This is a genomic window from Synechococcus sp. R3-13 (assembly GCF_047462195.1).
Lineage (GTDB): Bacteria > Cyanobacteriota > Cyanobacteriia > Thermostichales > Thermostichaceae > Thermostichus.
Genome location: NZ_JANSIO010000279.1, coordinates 12093 through 27899, shown reverse-complemented (window position 1 = coordinate 27899; position 15807 = coordinate 12093). Strand labels below are relative to the sequence as shown.

Sequence of the window (15807 nt, the reverse complement as noted above, 5' to 3'; positions counted from 1 at the left end):
GCGCTCGTTGAAACCCTTTGCTCGGGTGCCTTGGCTGCCGCTGCGGCTCTACCCGCCCCTGTTGCGCAAGAGCGTGGTGATTACGGGGGGGCTGTTTGTGGCCTTTGTAGCCGGACTTCCCTTGGCAGAATCGGCTTTGGTGGCGGCGGCCCTGTTGTTGATTACCCGTAGGCTGAAGCCAGAGCGATTTTTGGAGCAGGTGGACTGGAATCTGCTGGTGATGTTTTCCGGGCTGTTCATCCTAACGCGGGCAACGGGAGAGCTGGTCACTGCTTGGGGGATGAGCTTGGGATCCTTGGCAGAGAGTCTGGCGGGATCCCCTCTTGCCCTGCTGAGTAGTGTGGCCGTTTTATCCAACCTCATCTCCAATGTGCCGGCGGTGCTGTTGCTGCAATCGTTCCTGCCCCGACAGGAGACCACCGCTTGGCTGTTGCTGGCTGCCGGCTCCACTTTGGCAGGCAATTTGACTCTATTTGGGGCGGTGGCCAATTTGATCACAGTCGAGGCAGCGGCCAAAAAAGGCTACGTGCTTTCGTTTGGGGAACATCTGCGCTTTGGCCTGCCCCTCACTCTGCTGACTTTGGGGTTCAGTGGGTTGTGGCTGTGCCAGCCCTTTCTGTCTTCCCCATCGCTCAGATGACCTCTGTCGAGGGATCCAGTGGGGCTGTGACTGGCTTGTTGGGATCCCTGTGTATGATGGGAAAAAGAGTTTAAGAAACGTAACGTGTCTTCTCCGCTATCGCAGGCAGTTATTTTGATCACGGGGGCAACAGGGGGTATCGGCAGCGTCCTGGTGCCCATGCTGGCTCAGGCCGGATCCCATCTGGTGTTGGCCGCTCGGCGAGAGGAGCCTCTGCGAACTCTGGTGGAGAAATCGCTCTCTCTGGGGGCTGCCTCTGGAGTGGGGATCCCTACCGATGTGACAGACTATGCCCAGGTAGAGGCACTGGTCAACCAAACGGTGCAAAAGCATGGGCGCATTGACGTGCTGATTAACCTGGCCGGGGCCGGGATCCTGAAGCCTGCTCCCCAGCTAACCCCCGCAGACCTGGAGCGAATGCTGGCGGTCAACCTGAAGGGCAGCTTCTACACCAGCCAACTGGCTGCCAACCCCATGCGGGAGCAAAAATCCGGCCACATCCTCAATTTTCCCGGCGTCCTTGGACGTTATCCCATGGCGATGGCCTCTGCTTACTGTGCGGCCAAGTTTGGGGTGGTCGGGTTTAGCAAGTGCATGGCCGATGAGCTGAAGCGCTTTGGGGTCAGATTTACGCTGTTTTACTTCGGGGGCATCGACTCACCCTTCTGGGATCCCATCAGCCTGAAGGTGCAACGAGACAAGATGCTCAGCCCTGCCACGGCTGCGGAAGCCATCTGCTTTGCCCTTACAGCGCCCGCTGGTGCTGTACCGAGCGAGATAGTGTTGCAGCCGGAAAGCCACCAATTCCTTTGACCAAGTGTTTTGCCGTCCTTTTGCTGGGGTTGAGGCGGCAGCAGCTTGTCTTTTGGTGAAACAAGCGCTCGAGTTTCTCTCTTGGGCTCCCCCCGTCTCAATCTTGCTCTCTGCAGCCCAAAGCGCCAGCAGGGATCCTCATTTCTTGGCGGCAACGTTGGATCAGATCTCCCGACACCCCCACCAACCGTCCTAGCCATTCGTCCGGCACAGAAGCAAGCAACGCCGGCCCAAACTGCTGATGAAAATGCTGCCAGAGAAGGGTAGCCCGCCGCCGGCTGGGGTAAAGTGGTCGGCTAGCTGCGCAAGGTAACCGGAAATTGTGTTGTCAACTGCGCCCTCACCTGGTTTTGCAGAGCTTCTACCTCCGCATCCGTGAGGGTGCGATCGGGAGCACGGTACACTAGGCGGAAGGCAAGGCTGCGCTGCCCTGCAGGTACGCCTTGACCCCGGTACTCGTCGAAAAGCTGCACCGATTGGAGAAGTTCTCCGCCCGCTCGACGGATAACCTTCTCGATCTCACCAACGGCAAGGTCGAGTGGCGCAAAGAAAGCGATATCCCGATCGGCAGCAGGAAAGGGCGAAAAGGGGACAAATTGCACAATGCCCCGTCTCTCCAGGCTTTCCAGCAAGGGATCCAACTGCAGCTCAAACCCATAGACCTGATCTGGCAGCCCCTTTTCCTGACAGAGGCGGGGGTGCAGTTGCCCGAACAAACCGATGCGGGATCCCTCAATCCACAAACTGGCCTGGCGACCGGGGTGAAGCAGGGACGATTGCTCTTCAGGGGGATCCAGACGAAACTCCGGGCCAAATCCCAGCCGCTCCAGAGCGGAGACTAGCAGCCCCTTGGCCTCGAACCAGTCCATGGGTCGGTTGCGGTGCTGCCAATCGTGGGGATTGGGATCCCCGCCCAAGATACCGCCGATATGCTCAGCTTCCCGGTAAGGGTGGGGGTTGGGGGGAAGGGCATGGGCAAAAACACGACCGATTTCAAAGGCTTGGAGCGGGCCGTTGCCTTGATCCCAGTTGAAGCGGAAGGCCTCCACCAGGCCGGGAAGTAGCGCATTGCGCACGGCTGAATATTCAGGCGAAAGTGGATTGGCGATCCTCACCAGGGATCCATTCTCCTCCGCCGGGCAGAGGGAGATGTGATATACCTCCGTCAGGCCAATGCCGCGCAGCACTTCTCGGATCTGGCGGGTGAATGTTTCCCGCGCCGAAAGGGATCCCACCTGCGGCTCGGTGGGTAGGGTTTCTGAGAAGCGGTCATAGCCGTAGAGACGGGCAAACTCCTCGATGAGGTCGATCTCCCGCTCAATGTCCCGCAGGCGATAGGGGGGAACGACGACCTGCCAAACGCAGCTGGCCACGGTTGCCGTCTCGGTAGCGGGGGAGAGGGCACTCTGGGAATTGGCCCCTTCGCAACGGGAGAGCTGAAAGCCCAAGGCAGATAGGATCTCCTCCACATCCGCCGCCTGCACCTCGTCCCCCAACACATCGATCAGCCGCGACAGCCGCAATTTCAGGGTGCGTTCCAGGGGGGGCTGCTGGTCAAAGGTGGTGAGGCCGGCCACTGCTCCCCCTGCCAGTTCCAGGATCAACTGCACCGCCCGATCCCGGGCCTGATCGAGGGTGGCAAAGTTAACCCCTCGCTCATAGCGGGTGGAAGCCTCGGTACGTAGCGATTGAGACCGGGCCGAGCGCCGCGTCACCGCTGGATCGAATAGGGCTGCTTCCAAGAAAATGCGAGTGGTGGTCGAGCTGACTTCGGTTTCTTCCCCTCCCATGACCCCGGCCAGAGCTACCGGTTGGCTGCCGGCCACAATGAGATGACTGTCGGCTTGCAAGGTGCGGGTTTGGCCGTCCAAGGTCTTTAAGGTTTCTCCCGGCTGGGCCAAGCGCACCTCGATGGTGGGTTTTTTCTTGCCCATGACCTGGAGCAGGCGATCCCAGTCGAAGGCGTGCAAAGGCTGGCCCCATTCCAGCAGGATCAGGTTGGTAACATCCACTACGTTGTTGATGGATCGCATGCCGGCAGCGGCCAGTCGGTGTTTTAGCCAGTCGGGGGAAGGGCCGACTTTCACCCCTTCGATCAACACGCCACTGTAGGCGGGGCAGGCTTTGGCGTCGGCAATGCGCAACTGAAAGTTGGGGATGGGCTTGGCCTGAAGAGGCTGGACGGGGGGCAGGCGCAGCGGGTTGCGGGTGAGGGCAGCCACTTCGCGGGCGATCCCCACCATGCTCAGGGCATCGGCCCGGTTGGCGGTGGAAGTGAGATCCAGCACCACATCGTCCAAGCCCAAAAGAGGACGCACATCAGAGCCAAGCGGATGAACCTCCAGATCCAAGTCGGGCGGGAATTCGTGGATCCCTTCGGAAGATTTCTCCAGCCCCAGCTCGGCCAGAGAGCAGATCATGCCCTCCGAGATCACCCCCCGCTTGTCGGCTTTGGCAATGGTGAGGGAGAGGGCGGGCAAATGGGTGCCGGGCGTGGCCACTGCTACCAGGATCCCAGGGCGGGCGTTGGCAGCTCCACAGACAATGGTGGCAGGCCGATTGGATCCCAAATCCACCTGGCAAACCTGCAGCTTGTCGGCGTTGGGATGAGGCTCGGCAGCCAGGATCCTGCCCAAAACCACCCCCTCTGCCCAGGTGCGGCGGTCTTCGATCTCTTCCACTTCAAACCCCGCCAGGGTGAGGGCCTCTCCCAGTTCTTCGGGTGAAAGTTGGAAATCCACCAGTTCTCGCAGCCACTTCAAGGAGATGCGCATCGCTGAGCCATCGGTGCAAACGCCGCACCCATTATCGCTCACCTGGCCCTCTTCTCCAGCCGGGATCCCGGCCCAAGATCGTGGGATGGCATAGACCCGGTTCTGGCCGGAACCGGTGGGACAGGGTGGGATGCTAAAACAGTGAAGGCGAGGGCTGAGGTCAGATCCAGCGCCTAGCAAGGTGAGGAAAGATGAAGGAAGACTGGGCAAAACGGTTGCGCAACGGGCTGGTTGCCGCGGCAGCTGTGCTCTTAGCGGTGGGTTTGTTTTTGGCCAGCCAGGGTCGTCAGGCGGGCAGCAACATAGAGGCTCTAGCCCAAGAAGCCATACCTTGGGAGCAAGCTCAGGCCAATGGCAAGCCTTCTTTGGTGGAGTTTTATGCCGATTGGTGCAGCACCTGCCGAGCGATGGCGCCCCTCCTGGCCAATCTCAAAAAGGAATTTGCCGATCAAGTCAACTTTGTCATGCTCAATGTGGATAATCCCAAGTGGCTGCCGGAGCTGAGCCGCTACCGGGTGAACGGCATCCCTCATTTTCTGTTTTTGGATCGGCAGGGAGAAGTGCTGGGATCGGCGATTGGCGAACAGCCGCCGTCGATTCTGCGAGCCAATGTGTTGGCTCTAGCAACCGGACAGCCCCTGCAGTTGACCAACATCGGGCCGGTGTCTGAGCTGGAGCGGGGCAGGCGCGCCCTCCCCAGTCAGCCGGATCCCCGCAGTCATGGTTAGGAGTTTGGTCCAGGGTTTTGTTGTCTTGGACACAGGCGGAAAGGTCTGGCCTCGGTTTGATCTGATATTGGATAACTTCTATCCATTCTCGTAGCTCACAAGAACAGGCCATGGCTGTCGAGACAACACCGATTTTGCCGGATCCGCAACGGTTGATCCCGAGCGAGCGCCTCAGACAACTGAATGTCCGCTCCAATTCAGCCGGGCTCCGGCAGCTTTTGGGACATTTGGCGGTGATGGCGGTGAGTGGCAGCCTGTGGGTGACCCAGAAAGGTGTCAATGGCTGGATTGCCCTGCCGGCGCTGGTGGTTTACGGGGCCAGTTTGGCGACGATGTTTGCTGCTTTGCACGAATGTGTACACCGCACCGCTTTTGCCAGCCCAAAACTGAATGACGGGGTAGCCTGGGTGGCGGGCTTGCTCTCATTTTACAACAGCACTTTTTATCGCCGATACCACAAATGGCACCACCGCTATACCCAGATTCCGGGCAAGGATCCGGAGCTGGAGGATCCCAAACCCCAGAGCTGGCCGGAGTATTTGCTCGAGCTGAGCGGCTTGACTTGGTGGATCGGCAAGGTGAAGACCTACATCCGCATAGCCAGCGGCCAGTTGCAAGGCTATCCCTACATTCCTGAATCGGCCCGCCAAGAGGTCATTCGTTCGGTGCGGTTGCAGCTAGGGGTCTACGGCCTTGGGAGCTTGCTCTCCCTTCTGCTGGGGGATCCCTGGATAGTGTGGCTGTGGCTGTTGCCTTTGGCGGTAGGGCAGCCGATCTTGCGCTTCATTTTGCTGGCAGAGCACACAGGCTGTAGCCAAACCGAGGATCCCTTCTCCAATACCCGTACCACCCTTACCCTTTGGCCAATCCGCTTTTTGATGTGGAATATGCCTTACCATGCTGAGCATCACCTTTACCCCTCCATTCCATTTCATGCTTTGGCCGATGCCCATCAATACCTCAAGCCCCATCTGGCTCATCTAGGGCAGGGGTATGTGCGGGTTCATCGTCAGGTGATTGAACAATTTCAGGCATGACTCACTACACCTGGAGCCTGAACGATTTTCAGCTACAGTGCGGGATCCAACTGCCCCAAATCACGCTCGCCTACGCCACCTACGGGACTCTTTCCCCCCGAAAAGACAACCTGATCCTCTACCCCACCTCCTATGGGGCTCAGCATCCCGACCTGGAGTGGCTGATCCGTCCCGACGGCATCCTCAACCCGCAGCGGTGGTTTATCCTCATTCCCAATATGCTGGGCAATGGCCTTTCCACTTCCCCCAGCAACGATCCAGCCTGTGGCTTGCGGGAAGATGGCTTCTGGTTTAGCCACTGGGACAATGTGCGCCTGCAGGAGAGCCTGATTCGCCAACACTTTGGGATCGAACGCATCCGCCTGATCTACGGCTGGTCGATGGGGGCTCAGCAAGCCTATCACTGGGGATCCCTGTTTCCTGAGCGGGTGGAACGAATCGTAGCCCTCTGTGGCACCGCCAAGACCACAGTTCACAATCGGGTTTTTCTGGAGAGTTTGCGCTCAGCCCTAACTGCCGATCCCGCCTGGAACGGTCGTCGATTTACGGGTGTCCCAGAGCGGGGTCTGCGAGCTTTTGCCCACATCTACGCCAGTTGGGCTGTTTCCCAACCTTTTTTCAACCAAAAATGCTATGAATCCTTGGGGTATGCCTCTCTCGAAGATTATCTAGAGCGAGGCTGGGAGGCCAATTACCGCCGCCGGGATCCGCAGAATTTGCTATCGATGATCGAAACTTGGATCCGCTGCGATATCAGCGACAACCCCATTCACCGGGGAGATTATCGGGCTGCTTTGAGGGCAATTCAGGCCCAAACATTGGTGATGCCCGCCCAGACGGATTTGTATTTCACCCCAGAAGATTGTCGGGCTGAGGCAGAATGGATCCCGAACGCGGTTTACAAGATCATCCCCTCCATTTGGGGGCACCGGGCCGGTAATCCTCATCAAAACCCCGAGGATGAAGCTTTTATTCGCACAGCCGTGCAGGAGTTCCTGGAGAGCTGAGGGCACCTACACAGGTCCTACACAGATTGCAGGCGCAGGTGTTGCACCAGAGCCTGTAGTCCCAACAGGTAGCTTTGTGCCCCGAAGCCGCTGATTTGCCCAACCGCTACGGCAGCAATGTAAGAGTGCTGGCGGAAGGGCTCGCGGCGATGGATGTTGCTCAGGTGGACTTCCACAGTGGGCAATCCTACGGCTGCAATGGCATCTCGGAGAGCAATGCTGGTGTGGGTATAGGCGCCGGGGTTGATCAGAATGCCGACATGCTGCTGGCGGGCGCGGTGAATGGCATCGATGAGCACCCCCTCATGGTTGGACTGGAGAATCTCCAGCTTCGCCCCTAGCATTTCTGCCTGCTGATGCAGAGCCTGATCGATCTGCTCTAGGGATACTGAGCCGTAGATGCCCACCTCTCGCACCCCCAGCAGGTTGAGGTTGGGGCCATGCAGTACCAAGAGGCTGAGAGGCTCGCCGCCGGGGGCAATGGCAGTCGGATTAACGACGACGATGGGATCCATCTTCTACCGGAATGGGAGCAGGTTGAGGCTGGGGGTTCCCCAGCAGGGTGTCGATCACACGTTCCACCCATTCCCGGATCTTTTCCAGCACCTTTTCTACCCAATCCATCCGATCTGCCTCGCGAGGTTTTACGAAGGGAGTTTATTCGACGGACTTCTATGATAGCGCTTCTTTCCGAGGGGTGTAGAGCTGACTGGCTGGCCGGCCTTTTTCCCCAGCAGGGATCCCTTGTTTTGCCTACCCTTTTACAAGAATCTGAAGAAAATCCAAAACCCCTCAGCCAGACCAGTTCTTCAGCATCTGGCTAATGGTTCTGCAGATGATCCGCAGGGTCATGGAGCGCAGCAGGATCCCCATCTGAAGGTCTGTCCCCGGCAATTCAAATCGCTCCGCCTGGCCCGCCACCGTCAAAGTTAGGGTGGATCCCCGCTGCAGGAAGAGGGCGCCGCCGGGGTTGAGATCCCGTTTCAGGGTTTGCAGCTCTTGATCGGAGGGATCCCGCAGCACCACCAGATCGCTGCCTTCGTAGGCCAAGCCCTCCCGCTCCAGGGTCTCTGCGTCGGCTTCCGCCAAAAGCAGATCCAGTTGGGGATGGCGCAGCAGGGTTTTCACCTGGCGAAAGAGGCTGCCCTGCAGGGGTCTAGAGCTGTGGTTTAGCAGCACGCCCTCCCGACAGACGGATCCCACACATGCGTTGGGGCGGTGGGACAAAATATGCTCCACCAAGGTGTGCGCCTCCGCCAAGGTGAGGCGGTTGAAGGTCAAAATCGGGATGCGGGCCGTCTTGGGAAACAGATGGTCGAGGATTGCCCCCGGCACATCCACTCCCGCGCCAATGGCAGGTTTTTGGTGCATGAGCACACCTGGCGCAGCATTGATCTCGATGATCCCCAGGGATCCCTCCTTCCAGGAGCGCTCCAGGCTGGGGGCAATGACATCGATGCCCAAGCACACCAGCGAGAACTGCTGGGCAATGGTTTGGGCCAAAACCACGTTGTCGGGATGGACGGTGGCCGTGACATCGCGGCTCACTCCTCCCGCCGAGAGATTGGATACCTTGCGCAGATAGACCGTCCGCCCCGGTTCCAGCACACTGTCCACTGTCAAGCCTTGCTCTGCCAGAAAGCGCTCCATTGTCTCATCCCATTGGATCGGCCCTAGGGGAGAAGTGGGGGTATCCCAACGGGCGGGATCCCGGTTGGCCTGCTCGATGAGCTGCCCGATGGTGCTTTGGCCATCTCCCGTCACTGAGGCGGGGCGTCGCTCCGTGGCCGCCACAAAGCGGCCTCCCACACACAACAGGCGAAAATCGGTGCCCTGCAGATGCTTTTCCAGGATCAGCCGGATGGGCTCCTCAGGGGGAAGGGCTGCCACGGCTACCTCGTAGGCAAAGGCCAGTTCTTCCGGGGTTTGAATGCCTGCTGTTACCCCTATCCCCTTGTGGCCGGCCACCGGCTTGAGCACCACCGGATAGCCGATTTCTTGCGCTTGCTGCAAAGCTTCTGCCAAAGAGGCGACCACCTCTCCCTGGGGCACGGGGAACCCTTGCGCCGCCAGAAAGGCTTTGCAATCGTCTTTGCGGGTGGTGAAGTCAGAGTCGAGATGGCTGTCGCAGTGAAAGGTGGTGGCCACCCCTCGCACCTGGTTGCGACCATAGCCATACTGCATCACCCCTTCATCCCATAGGTAGTAGGTAGGGATCCCGCGTTCGTGAGCAGCCCGCAGGAGGGCATAGACCGTCGGCCCGCCGTACACCGAGTTGCGAAACAATTGCTGCAGGCGGCGCATCTCCCCTTCAACGTCGAAGGGCTCCCCCTGGGCGATGGCTTCCAGCCAATCCCAAGCAAAATAAACCGCGGCACGAGTGGTACGGCCATGCAAGGTCTGCACCGCGATGCGCACATACTCTGGAAACAGGTGACAGCTCCACTTCTGCAAGTGGAGATCCATCTGCAACCGGTTCACCTCCGTCACCAGCCGGGCAAACAAGTGGGCGTAGGAAGGATAAGATCCCTCCTGCAACTGGGGGAAATGGAAGCAGACCTTGGACAGGTAGACATCAATGGGCAGCGGCTGTGGGCACTGGGTAAGGGCAAAGTCGAAGGTGAAAGCGGCTGTATTGAGATAGGGGTTAGGGCCGAGATAATGCTTCAGGTTGAAAATGTCGAAAACATCCGACTCGCGCGCGTTGATGCGGGGCACGCCCGCCGCCTCCTGCAAAACCATAGCCGGCCTCAAGAGAAGGGAAACAACGACCTCAGCTCGGAGAAAACCCAGCTCTCCCGGCTGGGGCCGCTTCCATTATTCCCGATCCGGCCCCCATCCCCGGCGGCTTGCCCTCGCAGCACAAGGGATCCCAGCTAGCCTTTTGCTGGTCAATTAACAGTTGCCTGACAGGCAACTTGGTAACTTGGAAAACCCTTCCCACCCTCTGATCGGGTTGGGGTTATTTCGAGTTGCAGTGCAACTGTTTGCCAATTCTGGGATCCCCTCTCCTCATAATGGGCAAGGGGCTGGGAGTGCTTGCCTGTAGCGGTGCTAGAGGAATGCCTCAGACTTAGACTTGTTCGGAATCACCTAACGATGGGCTTGCCAAGTTGGACTAGCGAAGGGCGCTCAGAAGCACAACATCCATAACCAGCAGCGCCCCAGCAAAGGCCAGCAGGCTGCGCACGATCTGGCGCTCTTGCTTAGAACGATGGGATCCACCCACACGAAGCCATTTCAGAGATTGGGGAAGGCGGTACAGCATAGGAGATTCGGCGGAACCCTAGGGTGATCATGCCCTATTTTGTGGGGTTTGGATTCCCCACGCTGGGGGGGAGAAACGGCTAGCCCTGAGGGGCAATTCCCTCTAGAGTGAGGGTTAGTCCATTGCCCCTGTCTATGACCACTCCCTTGACCCAAGCCGAAACCGTTTTGCAAAGGTGCTGGGATCATTGGCAATCTCTGGCCAGCCGTCGGGATTTACAACCGGAGTTCAGGGCTCTATCCACTTTGCGCAAGCGCCTCACCGCGCGGCTGTTTTCCATTGCGGTGTTTGGGCTGGTCAACCGCGGCAAGTCAGCCGTCCTGAACGCCTTAACCGGCGAGGAGCGGTTGAAGGTAGGCCCCCTCAATGGGGTCACTCAGCAGCCCCAATCCCTGCTGTGGCAGCCGGGGCCGGGGATCCCTTGGCGGGTGAGGCTGGTGGATACTCCGGGTTTGAACGAAGTGGAAGGAGAAGCCCGCGAACAGTTGGCCTGGGACGTGGCCCGCTCGGCAGATTTGATCTTGTTTGTCATCGCCACCGACCTGACCCAGTTGGAATACCAAGCTCTCTCGGAGCTGCGCACCCTGCACAAACCCATCCTGCTGGTGTTGAACAAATGCGATCTCTACTCCGAAGCGGAGTTGCAGGCCATTTGTGCCCAGATCAGCCGCCACCTAGGCTGGGTATCGCCGCAGGAGATTTTGACCGTGGCCGCTTGCCCAAAACCTCTGAAAGTCCGCACCCACTGGCCGGATGGCCGCATTACTTTGGAATGGGAACGGCCTGCACCCCAAATTGAAGCCTTGCGGGGGCGAATTCTGCAGATTTTGCAAACCGAGGCGGGATCCCTCCTGGCTTTGAATGTGTTGAAGCGGCTGGACCGGGTTCAGGCCCAGATTTTGGAAAAACAGTGGCAGCACCATGCCCCCTTTGTGGAGCAATGGGGCAGGATTTTCGCCCTTGGCAAGGGGATGGGGGTGGGCTTAGCTCCGCTGGGGTTGGATTTGCTGTTGGCCCCGCTGCTGGATGGTCTTTGGCTGCTGGGCTTGGAGATCCGGCTGCACCTGCCCCGGAGGGTCTTGTGGAAGGGGCTGTGGCGACCGCTGCTGCTCAATGGGGCTCTGCTGCTGCTGGCGGAAGGGGTGAGTTCCTGGCTGTGGGGAGACTGGGGCAACGGCCTTTTGCCGGGTCTGGTGGCGGGGGTCAGCCTGTATCGCCTGGGATCCCTGGCGCCACAGGTGCTCAGCCGGTTTGCAGCCCGAGCGTTCGGCCTGGAAGCGGGCCTTCGTGCCTTGATCGGACGGGAAAGGTTGGCTATGACAGACTGCACAGCCTCTCTGCCAAGCTCCCTGGCCTAGTTCTCAACCATTTCGGCAGCGTGGTAGGAGCTGCGCACCAATGGCCCTGAGCGCACCTGGCGAAACCCCATCTGGCGGGCTATCTGGCCCAGCTCGGCAAACTCTTCCGGAGTCCAGTAGCGTTCCACAGGGCGATGGGCCAAGGAAGGTTGTAGGTATTGCCCCAGAGTCAGACGATCGCATCCCACCGCCAGCAGATCCCGGAAGGTTTCCAGCACTTCTGTGCGGGTTTCCCCATGCCCCAACATCAGTCCAGACTTGGTGGGTAATCCGGGATTCAGCTCCTTGACCGTTCGCAAAACCCGCAAGGACAGGTCATAGCCGGAGCTGCGCCGTACTGCCTGGGAGAGCCGTCGCACCGTTTCGATGTTGTGGTTGTAGCAGACAGGCTGAGCGGCCACCACACGGGCAATGCATTCGCGATCGCCGCGAAAGTCGGGGGTAAGCACCTCGATCTGGGTGCCGGGGCAGCGCCGCCGAATTGCCTCCATGACCTCCACAAAGCGACCGGATCCCTGGTCGGGCAGATCGTCGCGGGCCACCGAGGTCAGCACCACATAGCGGAGCCCAAGCAGCTCAACCGCCTCAGCCACTTTCTCCGGTTCTGCGGGATCCAATGGTGCGGGCCGTCCACTGGCCACCTGGCAAAAAGAGCAGGCGCGGGTGCAGATCCCTCCCATCAACAGAAATGTAGCGGTTTTTTGGCTGTAGCACTCGGCTCGGTTTGGGCAGCGCCCCTCTTCGCAAATGGTGTGCAGGCCCCGCTGCTTGATCACCTGCTGCACCGCTGAAGTCTCGCTGGCTTTGCCGATGGAACGCTTGACCCAATTGGGAAGAGGGCTAACCGACATGGGAAGAACCATTGCGTTGAAGCTGGGTAGCAGCAGCAAGATAGCGCCCTTCTACAGTCGAAGGATGCAGCGCCTGCTTTGCCATTCTGACATGACGAAGCCCCGAATTTAGAAAAATTTAGAAAAGGGCAGGACTGAGTCTGTGAGCTTCTCGGTTTGCACCCGCGAATCAAAGTCCTCACAGCGCTCAGCCCTGTTCAGTGGGTTTTCAGGGAGGCTAGGCCACCTGGGGAGGTGTGGTCAGCATTTGGTCGACGATGCGCTGCACAATCTGAAAGCCGGTCACCGCCTGCCAACCCAAGATCGCCAGGATCACCACGTTTAATAGGACATGCACATTACGCGCCCAGACCTTTTGCCCGTCTTTCATCAGCGGTGCTAGAGCCGCAGAGCTGGCCACCAAGGCCACAATGCCCAACCCAGCCAGCAGGTGAGGCCCAACAAACAGCTTGCCATTGTTCAGGTAGGTAACCCCCATGCCGCCCAGCGCCCCGAACACCATCAACGCCAAGAACAGGGATCCGGCGAGGAAATGCCGCTGACCAAACTTCCCTTTGATCAGCTCCTTGCGTTCTTCTGCTGAGGCAGTGCGTACCCGTCGCGCTTGCAGACCCAGGTAAAGGGCATACAGGGCCAGCGCAAATGCCAAAATCATCAGCACAGGATGAAAGAAGGGCAAGGCCAGCTCTAGCCAGCGGGGAAGTTGAATGCTCATAGAGACCGCGGGAAGAAAGAGGAAGATGCCCCTAAATTAACATAAGTTAATCTCTCTTTTGCCGCTCATGAGACCAAAGGGCGCGCATGGACTCCAACAGTTGAGGCACCCTCTGGGTGAGGTCTTGATATAGGCAAATTTGCTGTTGGCAGCGGGCCAGGTTATGGGCTTTGCGGCTGGGGTAGCGCTGGGGATCCCAATTCCAGTAGGCGTCTTCAAACCAATCCTGTAAAAAGCGCATCCCCAATTCCAGGGTAATCAGTTGGATCCCTTGAATGATGAGTTCTGGTTGTAGGGCGTGCAGGTTCCCGGTTTGGGCATAGCCCCGCAACCCGGCCAGGATTGCCTCGGGCTGAAGGGTATTTCCTCGTTTACCCCAGGAGCGCAGGGCATCCCCCAGTTCAACATAGAGGTTGTGATACATGAAGGTGTCCAGATCCACCAGGCCCACAAATCGCCCCTGCTCATCGAACAAAAAGTTGTTGAACTTGAGATCGGCGTGGATGATTTGAGTTAGGATCCCCGAGGGCAGCAGAAGATTGGGCACAGTTTCGATTAAAAACTGCCATTCTGCCTGCACTTCTGGGGCCGGCTCATACTGGCGTAGCTGTTGCCAAAGGTGAGCCGTATCGTGAAAATGCGGGATCTGGAAGCGAAAACGATAGTCCATCTGGGCCAAGAGTCGATGCAGGCGTCCAACGGCTGCCCCCGCCTCTTCCAGATAGCCCCAATTGGGAGGAGTTGGGTGACAGGATCCCGGCAGACAATCCATGACCCGCCACAGCCCTTCTGCCCAGGACAAGTGCAGGGATCCATCGCGAGCGCGGCGGAATCGGGGGACGGGGAAGCCGTGTTGTCTCAACCATTGGCCGATGGCTTGACCATCTTCGGTGACAGCAGGATCAAATCGGGGGTGAAGGCGCTGGACGATGAAGGATCCCTCAGAGGTGTTGAGTTTCCAGGTTTGGTGAATGAGGCCCACTCGGATGGCTTCGGGTGGCTCTGGATCCCCCAGTTGAAAGTGCTGGACAAGGGGATCCAGCCAAGTCAGGTCAAGCATAGGCAAGGAAGAAATCTATTCAAGCTTGGGGTGCTGGGTCGATCTTTTCGTTTTCAGAGCTGCCTCAAACTGCTTACCACAGCGGCGGCCTTTGAGGCTTACAGTTCAAGTTCTATTGAAGTGGCTTCATGTTGACGATTTTACCGTCCTCGATAAACAGGGCAAGTTGTTTGGGAGGGTGCAGCTTTTTATGGGACCACAGCCTTTTTGCGGCTCACCCGAACGGGATTTGTCGCCGAAACCCGCTGCCCCATTGGCCGAGAACTCAGGTGTCGTTGTGGCAAACCCGCGAAAGAGCCCCATTTGCTACCTTAATGAAGGTTGCTGGCCGGACAACCGTTAGGTTCCCTCATCACCCCATGGATACCCGCCTAATCAACATTGGCTTTGGCAACATCGTCGCCGCTGGGCGTGTGGTCGCCATTGTCAGTCCCGAGTCAGCTCCCATCAAACGCATCATCAGCGATGCCCGCGAGAGGGGCCAGTTGATAGATGCCACCTATGGTCGTCGTACCCGCGCTGTCATCATCACCGATTCCGGGCACGTCATCCTCTCCGCCATCCAACCCGAAACCGTTGCCAACCGCTTCCTGACGGCCAAGCCCGGTTTGCCAGACGAAACCGAGTGAAAGCCATCGCTGTGAGCCGTCTGAGGAACCAGGAGTGAGATATCCTAAAACCAACCCAAACAAGTCAATTGCCCAGCCGTCTTGCGTCGGTCTCTGTCTATGCCAGCCTCTCCTACCCCAGTTCCCTCTGAGTGTACGCAGCAGCAGGAATCCCTTCCGGCTCCTACCCCGCGCGGTCGCTTGGTGGTTTTGACAGGGCCCAGCGGAGTGGGTAAGGGTACGCTGGTCAACCAGTTGCGCCAGCGCCACCCCGAGCTGTATCTCTCGGTTTCGGTCACCACCCGCCCCCCCCGCCCCAGCGAACAGGAAGGCGTCAACTACTACTTTCGCAGTCGGGAGGAATTTCTCAACTTGATTGAAGCCAACGAGCTGTTGGAATGGGCACAGTATGCGGGCAACTTTTACGGCACTCCCCGCGAGATCGTGTTCCAAAAACTTAACCAGGGTCAGGATGTGCTGCTGGAAATTGAGCTGGCGGGGGCCCGTCAGGTGAGGCAGCAGTACCCAGATGCCATTCGCATCTTTCTTTGTCCACCTTCTCTGGAAGAGCTGGAACGTCGCATCCGCGAGCGCGGACAAGACTCAGAGGCCAGCATCGAGCGCCGCCTGGAGCAGGCCCGCAAGGAATTGGATGCCCAAGATGAATTTGACTACGTGATTGTCAACGACAACCTGGAGCAAGCGCTGCAGGAGCTGGAAGCTCTGCTCTATCCCCCCTCTCCCTCTTCAAAGGAGCAGCAGCCCTAGCTTCTCCAGCCCCTTCCCGGAACGCTGGTGTCGGTGGTGCAGTGGCTCCAGATTGGGCCTAGGGTTAACTTTCGGTTAAGAAAAAAGCTGCTGGGGAGGGTAGTTTGGCTTTACCAAAAAACTGGGTCTGAAGCCCCGCCCTAAGGCCTACGGCCCGCTGCCGCGATGAGCGCCGCTGCC

Annotated in this window: 16 protein-coding genes; 8 read left to right on the top strand and 8 right to left on the bottom strand. The window is 58.8% G+C overall.

The genetic code is table 11. The features are described from left to right. Both NW856_RS08890 and NW856_RS08885 read left to right on the top strand, forming a co-directional pair. Nucleotides 1–640, top strand: a 640-nt coding sequence (locus NW856_RS08890) for an SLC13 family permease (RefSeq protein ID WP_414399870.1), incomplete at its 5' end; no start/stop codon positions are given. A gap of 84 nt (nt 641–724) precedes the next feature. Next, nucleotides 725–1453, top strand: a complete 729-nt coding sequence (locus NW856_RS08885; protein ID WP_414399869.1) for an SDR family oxidoreductase — start codon at nt 725–727, stop codon at nt 1451–1453. Nucleotides 1454–1749: 296 nt separating this feature from the next. On the opposite strand, the gene pheT is transcribed toward NW856_RS08885, so the two are convergent. Further along, complete coding sequence (gene pheT / locus NW856_RS08880; RefSeq protein WP_414399872.1) at nt 1750–4227, bottom strand: phenylalanine--tRNA ligase subunit beta; 2478 nt, start codon at nt 4225–4227, stop codon at nt 1750–1752. Nucleotides 4228–4418: 191 nt separating this feature from the next. On the opposite strand from pheT, the gene NW856_RS08875 reads away from it, so the two are divergent. The 3 genes from NW856_RS08875 (at nt 4419) to NW856_RS08865 (ending at nt 6999) form a co-directional block, all read left to right on the top strand. Then, nucleotides 4419–4955 carry a thioredoxin domain-containing protein gene (locus tag NW856_RS08875; protein ID WP_414399868.1) on the top strand — a complete coding sequence of 179 codons (537 nt, stop codon included), beginning with the start codon at nt 4419–4421 and terminating at the stop codon, nt 4953–4955. A 110-nt stretch (nt 4956–5065) separates the two neighbouring features. Continuing rightward, complete coding sequence (locus tag NW856_RS08870; protein ID WP_414399867.1) at nt 5066–5992, top strand: fatty acid desaturase family protein; 927 nt, start codon at nt 5066–5068, stop codon at nt 5990–5992. Then, nucleotides 5989–6999 carry an alpha/beta fold hydrolase gene (locus NW856_RS08865; RefSeq protein ID WP_011434449.1) on the top strand — a complete coding sequence of 337 codons (1011 nt, stop codon included), beginning with the start codon at nt 5989–5991 and terminating at the stop codon, nt 6997–6999. The genes NW856_RS08870 and NW856_RS08865 overlap by 4 nt, the downstream gene beginning before the upstream one ends. Nucleotides 7000–7016: 17 nt before the next feature. Here NW856_RS08865 and aroQ read toward each other — a convergent pair whose 3' ends face one another. From aroQ to NW856_RS08845, 4 genes are all read right to left on the bottom strand, one after another. After that, nucleotides 7017–7514 carry a type II 3-dehydroquinate dehydratase gene (aroQ, locus tag NW856_RS08860; RefSeq protein ID WP_414399866.1) on the bottom strand — a complete coding sequence of 166 codons (498 nt, stop codon included), beginning with the start codon at nt 7512–7514 and terminating at the stop codon, nt 7017–7019. Then, nucleotides 7492–7623, bottom strand: a complete 132-nt coding sequence (locus tag NW856_RS08855; RefSeq protein ID WP_011434447.1) for a hypothetical protein — start codon at nt 7621–7623, stop codon at nt 7492–7494. The genes aroQ and NW856_RS08855 overlap by 23 nt, the downstream gene beginning before the upstream one ends. A 168-nt stretch (nt 7624–7791) precedes the next feature. Continuing rightward, the gene (locus tag NW856_RS08850; protein ID WP_414399865.1) at nt 7792–9741 is read right to left on the bottom strand and encodes an acetate--CoA ligase family protein; all 1950 of its coding nucleotides are present in this window, start codon (nt 9739–9741) and stop codon (nt 7792–7794) included. Nucleotides 9742–10117: 376 nt separating this feature from the next. After that, entirely contained in the window at nt 10118–10267 is a 150-nt protein-coding gene (locus NW856_RS08845) for a hypothetical protein (protein ID WP_011429585.1), read from the bottom strand. Nucleotides 10268–10401: 134 nt separating this feature from the next. Here NW856_RS08845 and NW856_RS08840 point away from each other — a divergent pair, with 134 nt between their 5' ends. Then, complete coding sequence (locus tag NW856_RS08840; protein WP_414399864.1) at nt 10402–11625, top strand: Era-like GTP-binding protein; 1224 nt, start codon at nt 10402–10404, stop codon at nt 11623–11625. Here the strand turns inward: NW856_RS08840 and lipA are convergent. The 3 genes from lipA to NW856_RS08825 form a co-directional block, all read right to left on the bottom strand. Beyond that, nucleotides 11622–12476: a lipoyl synthase gene (gene lipA / locus NW856_RS08835; RefSeq protein ID WP_414399863.1), complete on the bottom strand. Its 855-nt coding sequence runs from the start codon at nt 12474–12476 to the stop codon at nt 11622–11624. The two genes, NW856_RS08840 and lipA, sit on opposite strands and share 4 nt — an antisense overlap. 217 nt (nt 12477–12693) lie before the next feature. After that, entirely contained in the window at nt 12694–13191 is a 498-nt protein-coding gene (locus NW856_RS08830) for a DUF4079 domain-containing protein (RefSeq protein WP_414399862.1), read from the bottom strand. 46 nt (nt 13192–13237) lie between these two features. Next, the gene (locus NW856_RS08825) at nt 13238–14251 is read right to left on the bottom strand and encodes a phosphotransferase enzyme family protein (RefSeq protein ID WP_414399861.1); all 1014 of its coding nucleotides are present in this window, start codon (nt 14249–14251) and stop codon (nt 13238–13240) included. Nucleotides 14252–14610: 359 nt separating this feature from the next. Here NW856_RS08825 and remA point away from each other — a divergent pair, with 359 nt between their 5' ends. Together remA and gmk are read left to right on the top strand one after the other, a co-directional pair. Then, nucleotides 14611–14880, top strand: coding sequence for an extracellular matrix/biofilm regulator RemA (remA, locus tag NW856_RS08820; protein ID WP_414382990.1), 270 nt, complete (start codon nt 14611–14613; stop codon nt 14878–14880). 99 nt (nt 14881–14979) lie between these two features. Further along, nucleotides 14980–15627 carry a guanylate kinase gene (gene gmk, locus NW856_RS08815; RefSeq protein WP_414399860.1) on the top strand — a complete coding sequence of 216 codons (648 nt, stop codon included), beginning with the start codon at nt 14980–14982 and terminating at the stop codon, nt 15625–15627. The last annotated feature ends 180 nt before the right edge of the window (nt 15628–15807 follow it).

Bases quoted from the DNA above. Each gene is read 5' to 3' on its own strand.
- pheT (WP_414399872.1), bottom strand. From the start codon at position 4,227: ATGCGCATCTCCTTGAAGTGGCTGCGAGAACTGGTGGATTTCCAACTT.
- NW856_RS08875 (WP_414399868.1), top strand. From the start codon at position 4,419: ATGAAGGAAGACTGGGCAAAACGGTTGCGCAACGGGCTGGTTGCCGCG.
- NW856_RS08870 (WP_414399867.1), top strand. From the start codon at position 5,066: ATGGCTGTCGAGACAACACCGATTTTGCCGGATCCGCAACGGTTGATC.
- NW856_RS08865 (WP_011434449.1), top strand. From the start codon at position 5,989: ATGACTCACTACACCTGGAGCCTGAACGATTTTCAGCTACAGTGCGGG.
- aroQ (WP_414399866.1), bottom strand. From the start codon at position 7,514: ATGGATCCCATCGTCGTCGTTAATCCGACTGCCATTGCCCCCGGCGGC.
- NW856_RS08855 (WP_011434447.1), bottom strand. From the start codon at position 7,623: ATGGATTGGGTAGAAAAGGTGCTGGAAAAGATCCGGGAATGGGTGGAA.
- NW856_RS08850 (WP_414399865.1), bottom strand. From the start codon at position 9,741: ATGGTTTTGCAGGAGGCGGCGGGCGTGCCCCGCATCAACGCGCGCGAG.
- NW856_RS08845 (WP_011429585.1), bottom strand. From the start codon at position 10,267: ATGCTGTACCGCCTTCCCCAATCTCTGAAATGGCTTCGTGTGGGTGGA.
- NW856_RS08840 (WP_414399864.1), top strand. From the start codon at position 10,402: ATGACCACTCCCTTGACCCAAGCCGAAACCGTTTTGCAAAGGTGCTGG.
- lipA (WP_414399863.1), bottom strand. From the start codon at position 12,476: ATGTCGGTTAGCCCTCTTCCCAATTGGGTCAAGCGTTCCATCGGCAAA.
- NW856_RS08830 (WP_414399862.1), bottom strand. From the start codon at position 13,191: ATGAGCATTCAACTTCCCCGCTGGCTAGAGCTGGCCTTGCCCTTCTTT.
- NW856_RS08825 (WP_414399861.1), bottom strand. From the start codon at position 14,251: ATGCTTGACCTGACTTGGCTGGATCCCCTTGTCCAGCACTTTCAACTG.
- remA (WP_414382990.1), top strand. From the start codon at position 14,611: ATGGATACCCGCCTAATCAACATTGGCTTTGGCAACATCGTCGCCGCT.
- gmk (WP_414399860.1), top strand. From the start codon at position 14,980: ATGCCAGCCTCTCCTACCCCAGTTCCCTCTGAGTGTACGCAGCAGCAG.